We start from the raw sequence: 14,544 nt of genomic DNA, 5'->3' as shown, positions 1-14,544 counted from the left end.
GAGTGGGATGAAAGTGAATAAAGCTTTAACAATTGCAGGGTCTGATAGCGGCGGCGGTGCTGGAATTCAGGCAGATTTAAAAACATTCCAAGAGCTTGGTGTATACGGAATGACGGCTATTACGGCAATTACTGCTCAAAACACGCTTGGCGTTCAAGGGGTATATCCTGTTCCATTAGAAGGTATTACAGAACAGCTGAATTCAATTGGTACGGATGTAACACCAGATGCAGTGAAACTAGGAATGTTATTTAGTAGTGAAATAATTCAAATTGTTGCAGAACAAATTAAAAAGTTTGGCTGGAATAATATTGTGCTAGATCCCGTTATGATTGCAAAAGGCGGTGCATCATTATTACAGCAAGAAGCAGTTCAAGCATTAAAAGAATATTTATTACCAGTAGCAACTGTTATAACACCGAATGTCCCAGAAGCAGAAGTGTTAACTGGGATGGAGATTCATAATGTTGAAGATAGTAAGGTAGCTGCAAAAATATTGCATGAATTAGGTGCTAAATATGTGCTTATGAAGGGCGGACATGCAGAATATCAAGGGAATGAAGTAATTGATTTCCTCTTTGATGGAGAAAAATTTATTGAGTTTAGAAGCGAGCGAATTCCTTCAAAGCAAACGCATGGAAGTGGGTGTACATTTGCTTCAGCGGTTACAGCAGGACTTGCGAAAGGATACTCAATTGAAGATGCTGTTCAAGAAGCAAAACGATTTATTAGTATAGCAATTGAAGAGCCATTGAATATTGGTAGTGGTCATGGACCGACGAATCATTTTGCGTATAAAGTGAATAGAACGCGTGATAGATAAGTGAAAAGCCAGTTTTATAACTGGCTTTTTTTCTGTTTACTTTTTCAAAATACAGGAGTAATATATCAGCCAGAATACATTTTTTTGTAAACGCTGAGTCCAATTATATGGAGCGGAGGAACCAATTTGTGCAGTGTCACTAGGGGTGAATCTTTCAAGTTTGAAAGTAGGGCTACTCTCAAAGTCCGAATCCGACAGCTAACTTCGTAAGCGTCTTGAGAGAGGACGGTGCCATGATGGATACATCACTTCATCGATCTGATTAGTATAGGGGAATATCAATCTATGTTTGATTTCTTTTATACTAAGGAGGATGAGGTACATGGAACTAACACTTATTTGTGTTGGAGAAGAAAGTAAGGTAAATAGTTTAAGAGATTTAGTATCATTTCAACATGAGTTAATTATTTTTACAGCAAATGAAGAGATAGCGGCTGAAGTTAGGAATTGTGGGTTTGATTGGACTTATAGCTGCAGTAAGGAGCAGGACTTTACTAGTATTTGTGAGTGTATTAAGAAGGTGATTTTACTAGGGGATGAGCTTCCAATCGTTAGTTTTTTAACAGAACACATTCGCTTTTCTTTTCAAGCACCTATTACTGTTGTTACAAGGAATAAACGATATCCAGCGAGGCTCTATGAAACAATTGGAGCTAAGTTTGTCGTGTTTACAAATTGTGATAATATTTCTTTTTTATTTTTTGAATAGGGTGGGGGAAGAAATGATGAAGGTACTATTACTTGGAGATATAGCAAATCGTTGGGCAGTATCGGTAGAGCGAGTTCAAGAATTGGTTCAGATCGATCCCCTTTTTCCAGGGCCGTATATTATATTACCATCAAAAGATGCTTTGTATTTAGAGGTAGATATTACCGAGTATGAGCAGCTACATGCAGAATTGACACAAGTTTATATTCGCGGGAGAAATTTACGTGCATTTTTACGAGGAGAATAAAGGTTGAATAAAAAAGAGCGAATGCTGAGTGCAACAAGCTATGCACTTCATGTCATTCGCTCTTTTTATTTCATATTTAAAAGGTCATTTTTAAGAAAAGAGAAGAGAAATAAAGAAAATAGATGAAATAATAGTAATAACCTTCAATGTAAGCGTTTAAATGAATATAAATATTATTATTTTCAGTAATTTACTCCTTTACAAGTGAAATATAGAGGAGTATATTTACTCTCATAAATCATTCATAAAATTTCCAAAAAAACCTAAAATCGCTGAGTTCCAGAAATGGAGCGGGGGAACCAATTTTGTGCATCGTCACTTGGGGTGAATCTTTCAGTTTTGAAAGTAGGGCTACTCTTTAGGCCCGAATCCGACAGCTAACCTCGTAAGCGTTTAGAGAGGAGGTTTACTTTTTGTTGTTCATTTTTTGAACACTGAGTAGAGCTCAGTGTTCTTTTTTAATATTTAAATGGTAAATTTTAACAAAAACAAAGCGAGGGATAGCTATGTTAGATGTTGTAATGGTCGGGATTTTTATTTTATTAGTTGCATCAATGGCAAGTCTTGCAAGTTGGTCAGATAAAGTTGTGAAAGAAGGAAAGCAATCATGATGATTGTCTTATCGGTTATTGTCGCAGCAATTACAGTGTATTTAGTGTATGCATTATTAAATCCAGAGAAGTTTTAATTAGGGGGAATCATTCATTATGATTTGGGTTGCAGTCATTATTACAATGCTCTTGTTTATTTTAGTAGCAAAGCCAACGGGGGTTTATTTAGAAAAAGCTTTTCAAGGTAGCAAAACGCTAGATAAAGTATTTGGGCCTTTTGAAAAACTTATTTTTAAAATTACGGGTGTAAAAGAATACAATCAAACGTGGAAACAGTACGCATTATCATTAGTTTTACTCAACGGATTTATGATTGTTGTTGTATATTTCATTTTCAGATTACAAGGTGTGCTGCCGCTAAATCCAGCGCATATTGAAGGGATGGAGCCTACGCTCGCTTTTAATACAGCGATTAGTTTTATGGCTGATACAAATTTACAGCATTATAGCGGTGAAAATGGTTTATCCTATTTATCACAATTAATCGGGATTACATTTTTAATGTTTGCGGCACCAGCAACGACATTAGCGCTCGTTATGGCTTTTATAAGAGGACTTGCTGGAAAAGAACTCGGTAACTTTTTCGTTGATTTTACGAGAGCGTTAACGAGAGTGTTTCTTCCTATCGCATTTATTGCGGCACTAGTTTTTGTCGCACTTGGCGTACCGCAAACGTTAGATGGGGCGGTTACAGCACAAACGATTGATGGGGCAAAGCAAAGTATATTACGTGGACCTGTTGCATCATTCGTTTCCATAAAGGAACTTGGAAATAACGGCGGTGGATTTTTCGGAGCGAACTCTACGCATCCTTTTGAAAATCCAGGACAAATGAGTAATATTTTGCAAATGATGCTTATGATGTTATTACCAACAGCACTTCCATTTACGTACGGACGAATGGTAGGAAATAAAAAACAAGGTCGCATCCTTTTCGTATCACTTTTTATGGTGTTTTTACTAGGATTTATAACGATTACGACATCTGAACTAAATGGGAATCCGGCATTAAATGGAATGGGTATCGAACATGTACAAGGAAGTACAGAAGGGAAAGAAGTACGATTTGGAACAGTATTTTCTTCACTATACGCAACGGTAACGACAGCTGCTGAAACAGGCGCTGTTAATACGATGCATGATACGTTAACACCAATTGGCGGTTTAGTTCCGCTTGTAAATATGATGTTAAATACTGTGTATGGCGGCGTTGGAGCAGGTTTTGTAAACATTATTATGTATGCAATTATCGCGGTGTTTATATCTGGGTTAATGGTTGGACGGACACCAGAGTTTTTAGGTAAAAAGATTGAAGGTAAGGAAATGAAATTAATCGCGGTCACGATTTTATTTCATCCATTGCTCATTTTAGGATTTTCGGCATTAGCTCTTTCAACAAATTTAGGGACGGATGCTATTTCTCATTCCGGTTTCCACGGTTTGACGCAAGTGGTATATGAATATACATCGTCAGCTGCGAATAACGGATCTGGATTTGAAGGATTAGGAGATAATACACCGTTTTGGAATATTACGACTGGTTTAGTTATGTTTTTAGGACGTTACTTCAGTTTAATTACGATGCTAGCTGTGGCAGCTTCATTGAAAGAAAAAACGGTAGTGCCAGAAACAGTCGGAACGTTCCGTACGGATAATAGTTTATTTGGTGGCATCTTCATCGGAACAATTGTAATTGTCGGTGCATTAACATTCTTCCCAATGTTAGTACTCGGTCCAATTGCAGAATTTCTTACATTGAAGTAATGGAGGGTAAATGATGAGACCGGTAGTAGTAAAAGAAAAACAATTAAATGAGTCCCAAATACATGCTGTAGAAGATGAAGTTAGACAAGCGAAAACGATGGATCGTGATATCGTAACACATGCGATGAAGCAATCCGTTGCGAAATTGAATCCGAAGGTCATGATAAAGAATCCGATTATGTTCGTTGTGGAAATTGGATTTATCATTACGTTCATTTTATCTTTTCTTCCAAGCAGTTCTAGTAGTATACCAGGATGGTTTAATATAACAGTTTCTCTCATTCTATTATTTACAGTTTTATTTGCGAATTTTGCAGAAGCATTAGCAGAAGGTCGTGGTAAAGCGCAAGCCGATTCTTTAAAGCAGTCGAAGAAAGATGTGTTTGCAAATGTAGTAAAAGAAAATGGAGACATTGTCCAAGTTTCAGCAACTGATCTTAGAAAAGGTGATGTTGTTATCGTAAAACAAGGAGAAATGATTCCAAGTGATGGCGAAGTAATCAAAGGATTAGCATCTGTAGATGAATCTGCAATTACAGGTGAATCAGCTCCTGTTATAAAAGAAGCAGGCGGTGATTTTTGTTCCGTAACAGGTGGAACGATGGTCGTAAGTGATGAAATTACAATTGTCATTACGAGTAATCCTGGTGAATCATTTATCGATAAAATGATTTCTTTAGTAGAAGGAGCTGCTCGTCAAAAAACGCCGAATGAGATTGCTTTAAATACAGTATTAACGAGCTTAACTCTTATTTTCTTGATCGTCGTTGTGACGTTGCCGATTTTTACAAATTATTTAGGTTTTCAAATTGATACTGCTGTACTTGTAGCGTTGTTAGTATGTTTAATTCCAACGACAATTGGTGGTTTGCTATCAGCGATTGGTATTGCTGGGATGGACCGGGTAACAAAATTTAACGTATTAGCGATGTCAGGGAAAGCAGTAGAAGCTGCTGGCGATATTAATACAATTATTTTAGATAAAACAGGTACAATTACTTTTGGGAACCGAATGGCTCATACATTATTACCTGTAGGAAATGAAACGATTGAGCAAGTTGGAAAGTGGGCCGCTATTAGTTCTGTTTTAGATGAAACACCAGAAGGTCGATCTGTTATCGAGTATGTGCAGGGAAAATCTATATCATATAATAGAGAACTTGCAGAACAAGGTGAGTTTGTTCCGTTTAAAGCAGAAACGAGAATGAGTGGTGTTGATTTACAAGACGGAACGAAAGTGAGAAAAGGTGCTGTAGGTGCCGTTATTGAATGGGTTGAGTCACAAGGCGGAACAATTCCGAAAGATGTAAATCAAAAAGCTGACTTAATTTCAAAAGAGGGCGGAACACCACTTGTAGTTGCAGTAGATAATCGTATTTATGGCTTAATTTATTTAAAGGATACAGTAAAACCGGGTATGCGTGATCGTTTTGAACAGTTGCGCCAAATGGGGATTAAAACGGTTATGTGTACAGGTGATAATCCGTTAACAGCAGCAACGATTGCAAAAGAAGCTGGAGTAGATGAATTCGTTGCCGAGTGTAAACCGGAAGATAAAATTGCTGTTATTAAAGCAGAGCAAGATAAAGGGAAACTTGTAGCGATGACAGGTGATGGTACAAATGATGCTCCAGCATTAGCACAGGCGGACGTTGGATTAGCGATGAACAGTGGTACGACAGCAGCGAAAGAAGCGGCGAACATGATTGATCTAGACTCAAATCCAACGAAAATTATTGAGGTTGTAGGAATCGGTAAGCAATTGTTAATGACGCGAGGTGCTTTAACGACGTTTAGTATTGCGAATGATATAGCGAAATATTTTGCAATCATTCCAGCAATGTTTACACTTGCGATTCCGCAAATGGAAGCATTAAACATTATGAAACTAACATCACCACTGTCAGCAATTTTATCAGCATTAATATTTAACGCTGTTATTATTCCATTACTCATTCCGTTAGCGATGAAAGGTATTGCATATAAACCGATGAGTTCTAATGCATTGCTTAGCCGAAACTTACTTATTTATGGGCTTGGCGGAGTTATCGTTCCGTTCATTGGAATTAAGGTAATTGATATGATTGTCGGCTTGTTTATATAAGGAAGAGGGGAAAAAGATGGAGAAGAAACAAAGTATACTATCACCAATTATCCGTATTACTTTTACATTTCTAGTGTTGTGTGGACTTGTATACCCACTTATTGTTACTGGTATTGCACAAGCAGTAATGAAGGATAACGCGGATGGAAGTCTAATATATAATGATAAAAATGAAGTGATTGGTTCTAAATTAATTGGTCAAAACTTCACGGATCCACGTTATTTTCAAGGGCGTGTTTCTAGTATTGAATATAAGGCTGAAGCATCTGGTTCAAATAACTATGCACCATCTAATCCAGATTTAGCAAAGCGAGTAGAGAAAAGTATTGCGGACTGGAAGGAAAAAAATCCAGCTGTTCCGGTTACAGAAATACCAATAGATTTAGTGACAAATTCAGGTTCAGGGCTTGATCCTGATATTAGTCCAAAGGCGGCCTCGGTGCAGGTGGATCGCATCTCGAAATTAACGAATATTCCGAAAGAAAAACTTAATCAATTGATTAAAGATCAAACAGAAGGTGCTGCGCTTGGTTTATTTGGAGAGACCCGCGTAAACGTCTTAAAGCTAAATTTGGCATTACAGAAATTAATGAAATAGTAACAGTGCTACCTCAATCTAACGGATTGAGGTAGCGTTGTTTCGAATGAAAGGTAGTGTTTATTTTGTATGCAGATGATTATGAACCGAAGTTTCAAAGGCGAACGCCAGAGGAATATTTAGAATATATTCGTCAGCAAAATCGCGGAAAGTTAAAGCTATATGTAGGAGCAGCTCCAGGCGTAGGAAAAAGTTATAAAATGCTCTTTGATGCAAGGGAAATGAAAAAAGATGGAATTGATATTGTAATTGGTTTAATTGAAACGCATGGAAGAAAAGAGACGGAAGAAGCAATTGCTGATTTAGAAAAAGTTCCTTTGAAAGAAATACAGTATAAAGGAAAGGTATTTTATGAGCTTGATGTGGAAGGAATAAAAAAACGCGCGCCGCAAGTAGTTGTAGTGGATGAACTTGCGCATAGTAATGTTCCTGGTTCTAAACATAAGAAACGTTATATGGATGTGCAGGAATTGTTAGAGGCTGGTATATCGGTATTATCAGCTTTTAATATTCAACATTTAGAAAGTGTTCATGATATTGTAGCTCAAATTACGAATGTAAAAGTAAGAGAACGAATTCCAGATTTTATTTTACAAAAAGCAAATGAAATTCAGCTCGTTGATGCAACGCCCGAGGTATTAAGGAAGAGACTAATAGACGGAAAGATATATAAAGAAGAAAAAATTCAGCAAAGCTTACAAAACTTCTTTACACTTAATAATTTAGGAGCACTTAGGGAATTATCACTTCGAGAAGTTGCGGATGATATGGACGAGAAAATTAGCCAAACAGTAATAGAACCGATTGGCGTAAAAGAAAAAATTCTTGTTTGTGTACAATACAGTTCAACAGCGGAGAAATTAATACGACGGGGATGGCGCATGGCTGATCGGTTAAATGCTGAATTGTACGTATTAAACGTTGAGAGGGAAAATATAGATTCTATTTCAGCTGGAAAAAAGCAGACGATTGAAGAGTGGAAGGCGCTCACGAATCAATTTGATGCAAGTTTTGTATTAGAAGAAGCAAAGGGAAGAAAGCCAGCGGATGTTATTATTGAAGTCGCGAAAAGATTGCAAGTAACACAAATTTTACTTGGGCAATCAGCGAGAACGCGGTGGGAAGAAATTCGAAAAGGTTCTATTGTAAATGAAATTATGAGACAAACAAAGTATATTGATATTCATATTGTTGCGGATCAAAGAGGGTAAAATAGAGCCGACATTTTTGGGGCTCTATTTTGCTTTTTGTACAGCATGAAGGCTTAGCATTTTCATTGTATATAAGATTACAAGTAAAAACATAATTGCGCCTAGGAAGAAAATCCAAAAGTAATTTTGGTTAAATAAAAGAAATCCACCTATAAGTGGCCCTGTGCCCATACCAAGATAGCGGATGAAGTTGTACATACCGATAGCTGTTGCGCGTTCTTGTACGAATTCTTCTGTTAATAAAGTGGTGTGAGTTGGCATAGAAAGTCCCATACTAAAACCGTACAAAGATGTAACGATAATGATGAATGGGATATTGATGTTATATATGAAAGAGAATAAAACGACACATATAATATTGAAGAAACTCGTAATAAATAAAGCTTGCTTTGTTGTGAGGCGTTTTTGCAAAAATTTGTAGCAAAAACTTCCTAGCATGATAGAAAGAGACATTGGTACAAACATAAGACCAATTTTATTTACAGTTAAATGAAATGAATTTGTTAAAATACTCGGTAAAAAAACGAGAAAGCAAAAGTAAATACAAAATTGAATGAAGCCAATAAGAGTAATAGAAAATCCAGTTTTATTTTTTAAGATAAGAGAGTAATTCTTTTGTGCTTTAGCTTGTTTAATTATATTTGGCTTTGTTTCTGGGAGTAGTGAAATGTTTATAATTAATAAGATAATGCCAAGTGTAGATAAAAAGAGAAATACAGATAAGTGACCATGTATACTGCCAAGATAACCACCTATGAGAGGAGCCATTGCAGGTGCGAGGGCAAGTAACATTTGGTATAGGCTCATCGCTTCTCCGCGTTCTTTTCCTTCAAATAAATCGCCGATAATCGTTGCTGAAACTACAGGTATAGCCGCTATTCCTATAGCTTGAACAGCTCTAAAAAAGAGAAATAAATAAATGTTTGCCGAAAAAGCACATCCGATTGAACCAATTGTACTAATGACTAAACTAGGAATAAGGACAGATTTTCTTCCTTTTGTATCAATTAAAGGTCCATATACGAGCTGCATAATTGCAAGAACGAATGTGAAAAGTGAAACGGTTATATTTACAAGATAAAGAGAAGTGTGAAAAGAATTTTGAATCATCGGTAAGATAGGTGTGTAAATATTTTGCGTGAAGGAACCGAATAAGGCACTAATACAGACAACATATAAAATAAAAGTTAGTTTAGAGTTTTTCATCATGTTAACCTCCTTGTGATTTGGTTTCCTAGGAAACTAAATTTATTTTAACATGATTTTCTTACTTGTAAAGATGAAAAAATGGTTTTAAAATGGTATATAGTTAAATTGTTTCTTTGGAAACTTAGGAGGCGAACGGATTGAAGCATGCAACGAAGCAAATGGAAATACTTTCGGACATTCGTACACTTTTGCATAAAAAAGAAGAACATTTAAAACGACAAAATGAGAAGTTTCTTCGTGAGACAGGCGTAAGTAGTATGTCTTTATCTGAGTTACATGTAATCGAATGTATCGGAAAAAATGGTTTGATGAATGTAACGGCAATTACGACAGAAATGGGCATGACGAAGGGAGCAATCTCTAAAATTTGTACAAAGTTGTTTCAAAAGCAATTCGTTGAGAAGATGCAAATGTTAGATAATCAAAAAGAAATCTTCTTCAGCTTAACGGAGAGTGGGAATGAAATATATAAAGCTCATGAAAAATTGCATAAGCAAGCTGAAGAAAAGTGGTTGTTACTTTTAGATGGATATACGAAAGAAGAGCAAGACTTTATTCAAAGGTTTATAAAGGATGTCTCCGGTCATTTGGAAATATAATTGGAAGAAAAAACTCCTTTTTCTCAAGGCTTTTAAATATAATTTCTGAAAGAACTCATATATAATAGAAAAAGATACTTAACATGGTGAATAATTAAAGAGTCAATATATATAGAGGAGAGAGTAACATGCTTGAAAATACGGGGTTAGTATTAGAAGGCGGCGGTATGCGTGGTGTATACACGGGCGGGATATTAGAATACTTTATGGAACAAGATTTATATTTTCCATATGTAATCGGTGTATCAGCTGGTGCTTGTCATGCAGCGTCGTATCTTTCCAGACAAAGAAATAGAAATAAAACGGTCAATATTGAGTATGCATCACATCCGAAATATTTATCGTATAAAAACTTATGGAGAAAACGTCAGCTATTTGATATGGATTTCATTTTCCACGAAATTCCAGAAAAGCATGTGCCGTTTGATTTTGAAACATACTTTAATAGCCCAGAACGTTTCCTTGTAGGAACGACGGATTGTGAAACAGGAAAATCTGTTTACTTTGAAAAAGAAGGAACGAATGATGATGCACTAAATTTATTACAAGCGTCTAGTTCATTGCCTTTCATTGCACCGGTAGTAAATTATCGTGGTAAGCAGTTATTAGATGGCGGGATTTCTGATCCGATTCCAGTTCGTAAAGCGCAAGAGGATGGATTTAAAAAATCAGTCGTTATTTTAACGAGAAATCATGGCTACGCGAAGAAAAAATCAAAGTTTGGATGGGTTGCAGCGAAAGCTTATAAAAAATATCCGAACCTTGTTAACACGATGCTGAATCGTTATGAAGTGTATAATGAAACACTTCACTATATTGAAAAAGAAGAACAAGCCGGGAATTTATTTGTTATTCGCCCAGAAGTGCCGCTTCAAGTAGATCGTATGGAAAAAGATACAGCAAAACTACAAAATTTATACGAGCAAGGCTATGAAGACGCAAAGAGACAATTTGCAGATTTAAAGGCGTTCTTGCAAAAATAAGTATTAGGCTGCGGAGAAGAATTTCTCTGTAGCCTTTTTATATTGCTTTTAAAAAAGGAAAATAGAGCATCGAATTTCGATGCTCTACTTTTTATGTATAAAAAAATCCCTCTTTATGAGGGATTTTAATGTGGTAAGAATATCAATTGATAAGCAAACAAAATTCCAAATACATACACAAGTGGGTGAACAGCACGGAATTTACCTTTTGCCACTTTCATAAGTGGGTATGAAATAAATCCAAGTGCGATACCTGTTGCGATACTTGATGTAAGTGGCATGCTTAAGATTACTAAAAATGCTGGGAATGCTTCATCAAATGCGTCCCAATCGATGTGGCGAACTGAACCCATCATAAGACTACCAACGATAATTAATGATGGAGCAGTAATAGCTGATACACCAGAAACGGCACTTACTAATGGTCCGAAGAATGCTGCTAGTGCGAATAGAACCGCTACTGTAACAGTTGTTAAACCAGTACGACCACCAGCTGCAACACCAGCAGATGATTCAATGTAAGCTGTTGATGGTGTCGTTCCGAACATAGAACCGATAGTTGCTGAGAATGAGTCAGATAGAAGAGCTCGTCCTGCTTTTGGAAGCTTTCCGTCTTTCATAAATCCACCTTGTTGTGCAACGCCAAGTAATGTACCTGTTGTATCGAATAGTGTAACAAGGAAGAATGAGAATACAACGCCGTATAATCCGTAGTTAATTACGTCAGATACAGCAGTAATTGGATTTGAAACGATAATTCCTTCTGGTAAACCAGGCATTGATGTAACACCGTTTGAGAATGATAATTGTCCCGTGAAGAAAGCGATAATACCAGTTAATAGCATCCCGATAAATAGTGCGCCATTTACATTTAAAGACATAAGGACAATTGTAATTCCAAGTCCAGCTAATGCTAGTAGTACTGGAGCAGAGTGAAGATCACCAAGTCCAACTAAGTTTGCATCATTTTTTGTAACGATACCTGTTAAACGTAAACCGATAAAGGCGATAAATAGCCCGATACCAGCAGTAATTGCATGTTTTAAGTTTTCAGGAATTGCTTCCATTAATTTTGTACGGAAAGATGTAAATGATAGCAAAATTAAAATCATACCTGCTACGAATACAGCAGAGAATGCAATTGCGAAAGTCATGCCTTCATGCGCTTTTACAACAGAGTAAGAGAAGTAAGCATTTAATCCCATACCTGGCGCGATTGCGATTGGTAAGTTTGTAAAGATTGCCATAAATAATGTTCCGACAACAGCAGCGATAATTGTTGCTGTAAATGCTTGTTCAAATGGAACACCTGCATCTCCAAGGATAACAGGGTTTACGACAATGATATATGCCATTGTTAAGAAGGTAATAATACCTGCCATAATTTCAGTTTTAATAGAAGTTTTATGTTTTGAAAGGTTAAACATATAAACATCCTTTCTGTTTACGAATAATTTTCACAACAGTTATATATAATATTCGTTTTTTATCTATTTTGCAATAGTTTTACATAAAAAGTTTATAACAATTCATATTTTGTGTCTTAAATTCGAATATTAATCGTAAACCGATGTGTGAATTTCAGCTTTTTATTGTGCACATGCTAAGGAAAAGGAGTTGAAAGCAGCTATGCCACAGCAAAAAAACTTTATAACAATGCCTGCGCAACATCAAAATAAGCAGCCTGGTATTGAATCATTAATGAGCCCCCTTCCGCAGTTTGAAGATCCAAATTATAAAGGAAGTGAAAAGTTAAAAGGAAAGAATGTATTAATTACGGGCGGAGATAGCGGAATTGGACGAGCAGTTTCCATCGCTTTTGCAAAAGAGGGAGCAAATGTTGCGATTGCTTACTTAGATGAGGAAGAAGATGCAAATGAGACGAAACAACGTGTTGAAAAAGAAGGTGTAAAGTGTGTATTGTTGCCGGGGGATTTGAGTAATGAACAGCATTGTAAAGATATTGTGGAAGAGACCGCCCGGCAGTTAGGTAGTTTAAATATTTTAGTGAATAACGTTGCACAGCAATATCCGCAGCAAGGGCTAGATTATATTACAGCAGAACAGCTAGAAAAAACATTTCGTATTAATATTTTTTCTTATTTTCACGTTACGAAAGCAGCCCTTTCTCATTTGAAGAAAGGGGATGTCATTATAAATACGGCATCTATCGTTGCATATGAAGGAAATGAAACGTTAATTGATTATTCCGCAACGAAAGGAGCAATCGTAGCTTTTACAAGATCACTTTCTCAATCGTTAGTGCAAAAAGGGATTCGGGTAAATGGTGTTGCACCAGGCCCGATTTGGACACCGCTTATTCCATCGAGCTTTGATGAGAAGAAAGTCTCTCAGTTTGGGAGCAATGTTCCGATGCAAAGACCTGGTCAACCATATGAATTAGCGCCGGCATACGTATACTTGGCATCTGGTGATTCATCCTATGTTACTGGGCAAATGATACATGTAAATGGGGGCGTTATTGTAAATGGATAGTTTTCATTTATAAGAGCAAAGTAATGTTAATTCCACTTATTATAGGGAGCGCTAGGGGGGATATAGCTGAAAAAGTTATGTTTCATCATACTATTATTTTTCATCCTACCGGTTAGTGCTTTTGCTAATACAGATCATTTAATATTAGTAAATCTTACGACGAACCAGTTGTCTTTTTTTGAAAATGGAAATTACAAAAAAACATTTCCAGTAACGACTGGAAGAGATCGTACACCTACGCCTGAAGGTAATTTTTGTATTATAACTAAATTTAAAAATAAAGAATACCATCGAAAAAAAATACCTGGGGGTGCACCGAATAACCCTCTTGGTACGAGGTGGCTTGGACTAGATAAGAATGAATATGCAATTCACGGGACGAACCGGGAATGGACGATTGGAAGTAGGGAATCAAATGGCTGTATTCGTATGCATGACAGGGATATACAATGGTTATATGACCGAGTACAATTACAAACAAAAGTAATCATTTCTCGTTTTCATACGAGCCCCGAATATGAAGCGAATAAACTTGGTTATCGCGTTGTGAGCTGGAATGGTCGAAAAATAGAAAAAGAACAAATTGGAGTACTTACGTTAGTAGACCGCGCGGATATATATTGGCAAGAACCAAATGGACAGTTAACGAAAGTGAAAACGGTATTGCCAAATGAAAGATATCCAGTGTACTCAAAACGAAAAGATGGAATATATTATATAGGAAACAATTCGTATATTATAGATGAAACAGGAGAGAAAGTTCGTTACGAGCAAATTCCTTCTTCGATTTTAAGTAATATATATAAACGGAAATACAATGTTCCGTAATGGCTACCGTATTATAGACGGTAGCTTATTTATACTTGGAGTTTAACTGCAACTATTGTATTTTGCTGAATATAATACAGTACAGATAGGGGGCGGTTATATTATGAAAAGTGAATTTGCGTTTAAAGTTTTCTTAGTAACGACCTGTTTATTTATCGTGTATTTATATGCGTTTCTCGTCTTTTCTTTTTATGTTCCATATGTTGATTTAATATTGTTCTTCGGATTTATTTGGGCGTTTGTGAAAGCGAGGGAAGGAGAGAAGAGTATATATCGGCGCATTACCTTATGCGGGACGGCCGTTCTCGTTATTTTGTACTTTTTTATTATGCATGATTTTTGGAGAGGGATGTAAAAAAGCA

General features: G+C 36.4%; 17 protein-coding genes and 2 riboswitches. Of the genes, 15 read left to right on the top strand and 2 right to left on the bottom strand.

Annotated features, from left to right (window positions below):
- Positions 1-7: 7 nt before the first annotated feature.
- The 10 genes from thiD to kdpDN all read left to right on the top strand — a co-directional run bounded on the left by thiD (position 8) and on the right by kdpDN (position 8,067).
- Complete coding sequence (gene thiD / locus M1D66_RS23425; protein WP_144597028.1) at positions 8-823, top strand: bifunctional hydroxymethylpyrimidine kinase/phosphomethylpyrimidine kinase; 816 nt, start codon at positions 8-10, stop codon at positions 821-823.
- 81 nt (positions 824-904) lie between these two features.
- Positions 905-1,052, top strand: a riboswitch (cyclic di-AMP (ydaO/yuaA leader).
- Positions 1,053-1,145: 93 nt separating this feature from the next.
- Complete coding sequence (locus M1D66_RS23420) at positions 1,146-1,532, top strand: hypothetical protein (RefSeq protein WP_153595029.1); 387 nt, start codon at positions 1,146-1,148, stop codon at positions 1,530-1,532.
- Between the two features lie 13 nt (positions 1,533-1,545).
- Entirely contained in the window at positions 1,546-1,779 is a 234-nt protein-coding gene (locus M1D66_RS23415) for a hypothetical protein (RefSeq protein WP_001985933.1), read from the top strand.
- Positions 1,780-1,782: 3 nt separating this feature from the next.
- Complete coding sequence (locus M1D66_RS23410; protein WP_001034421.1) at positions 1,783-1,905, top strand: hypothetical protein; 123 nt, start codon at positions 1,783-1,785, stop codon at positions 1,903-1,905.
- Between the two features lie 134 nt (positions 1,906-2,039).
- Positions 2,040-2,185: riboswitch (cyclic di-AMP (ydaO/yuaA leader) on the top strand.
- Between the two features lie 100 nt (positions 2,186-2,285).
- Positions 2,286-2,390 (top strand): SipW-dependent-type signal peptide-containing protein, encoded by a 105-nt coding sequence (locus tag M1D66_RS23405; RefSeq protein WP_000887894.1) that lies wholly within the window; start codon positions 2,286-2,288, stop codon positions 2,388-2,390.
- Complete coding sequence (gene kdpF / locus M1D66_RS23400; protein WP_000973728.1) at positions 2,387-2,467, top strand: K(+)-transporting ATPase subunit F; 81 nt, start codon at positions 2,387-2,389, stop codon at positions 2,465-2,467. Before M1D66_RS23405 ends, kdpF begins: the two co-directional genes overlap by 4 nt.
- 19 nt (positions 2,468-2,486) lie before the next feature.
- Positions 2,487-4,154 (top strand): potassium-transporting ATPase subunit KdpA, encoded by a 1,668-nt coding sequence (kdpA, locus tag M1D66_RS23395; protein WP_006914749.1) that lies wholly within the window; start codon positions 2,487-2,489, stop codon positions 4,152-4,154.
- A gap of 13 nt (positions 4,155-4,167) precedes the next feature.
- Complete coding sequence (gene kdpB / locus M1D66_RS23390) at positions 4,168-6,258, top strand: potassium-transporting ATPase subunit KdpB (RefSeq protein WP_001248002.1); 2,091 nt, start codon at positions 4,168-4,170, stop codon at positions 6,256-6,258.
- A gap of 16 nt (positions 6,259-6,274) precedes the next feature.
- Positions 6,275-6,856, top strand: coding sequence for a K(+)-transporting ATPase subunit C (gene kdpC, locus M1D66_RS23385; RefSeq protein WP_000412594.1), 582 nt, complete (start codon positions 6,275-6,277; stop codon positions 6,854-6,856).
- Between the two features lie 56 nt (positions 6,857-6,912).
- The gene (gene kdpDN, locus M1D66_RS23380; RefSeq protein ID WP_074619043.1) at positions 6,913-8,067 is read left to right on the top strand and encodes a KdpD-like non-kinase potassium sensor; all 1,155 of its coding nucleotides are present in this window, start codon (positions 6,913-6,915) and stop codon (positions 8,065-8,067) included.
- Between the two features lie 24 nt (positions 8,068-8,091).
- Here the strand turns inward: kdpDN and M1D66_RS23375 are convergent, their stop codons facing one another.
- The gene (locus M1D66_RS23375) at positions 8,092-9,273 is read right to left on the bottom strand and encodes an MFS transporter (RefSeq protein WP_242554863.1); all 1,182 of its coding nucleotides are present in this window, start codon (positions 9,271-9,273) and stop codon (positions 8,092-8,094) included.
- A gap of 140 nt (positions 9,274-9,413) precedes the next feature.
- On the opposite strand from M1D66_RS23375, the gene M1D66_RS23370 reads away from it, so the two are divergent.
- Entirely contained in the window at positions 9,414-9,875 is a 462-nt protein-coding gene (locus M1D66_RS23370) for a MarR family transcriptional regulator (protein ID WP_000679681.1), read from the top strand.
- A gap of 128 nt (positions 9,876-10,003) precedes the next feature.
- Positions 10,004-10,858, top strand: coding sequence for a patatin-like phospholipase family protein (locus M1D66_RS23365; protein ID WP_048536153.1), 855 nt, complete (start codon positions 10,004-10,006; stop codon positions 10,856-10,858).
- Positions 10,859-10,983: 125 nt separating this feature from the next.
- On the opposite strand, the gene M1D66_RS23360 is transcribed toward M1D66_RS23365, so the two are convergent.
- The gene (locus M1D66_RS23360; RefSeq protein WP_000482713.1) at positions 10,984-12,285 is read right to left on the bottom strand and encodes an NCS2 family permease; all 1,302 of its coding nucleotides are present in this window, start codon (positions 12,283-12,285) and stop codon (positions 10,984-10,986) included.
- A 202-nt stretch (positions 12,286-12,487) separates the two neighbouring features.
- Here M1D66_RS23360 and M1D66_RS23355 point away from each other — a divergent pair, with 202 nt between their 5' ends.
- From M1D66_RS23355 to M1D66_RS23345, 3 genes are all read left to right on the top strand, one after another.
- Positions 12,488-13,354, top strand: coding sequence for an SDR family oxidoreductase (locus tag M1D66_RS23355; protein ID WP_086385340.1), 867 nt, complete (start codon positions 12,488-12,490; stop codon positions 13,352-13,354).
- Between the two features lie 66 nt (positions 13,355-13,420).
- Positions 13,421-14,182, top strand: coding sequence for a L,D-transpeptidase (locus tag M1D66_RS23350; protein ID WP_041183970.1), 762 nt, complete (start codon positions 13,421-13,423; stop codon positions 14,180-14,182).
- Positions 14,183-14,285: 103 nt separating this feature from the next.
- Positions 14,286-14,537 carry a hypothetical protein gene (locus M1D66_RS23345; protein WP_000834195.1) on the top strand — a complete coding sequence of 84 codons (252 nt, stop codon included), beginning with the start codon at positions 14,286-14,288 and terminating at the stop codon, positions 14,535-14,537.
- Positions 14,538-14,544 lie beyond the last annotated feature (7 nt).

The sequence above is a fragment of the Bacillus sp. PK6-16 genome, assembly GCF_056530295.1.
The sequence above is the reverse complement of the archived record's forward strand: the minus strand, read 5'-3'. Positions and strand labels throughout refer to the sequence as shown.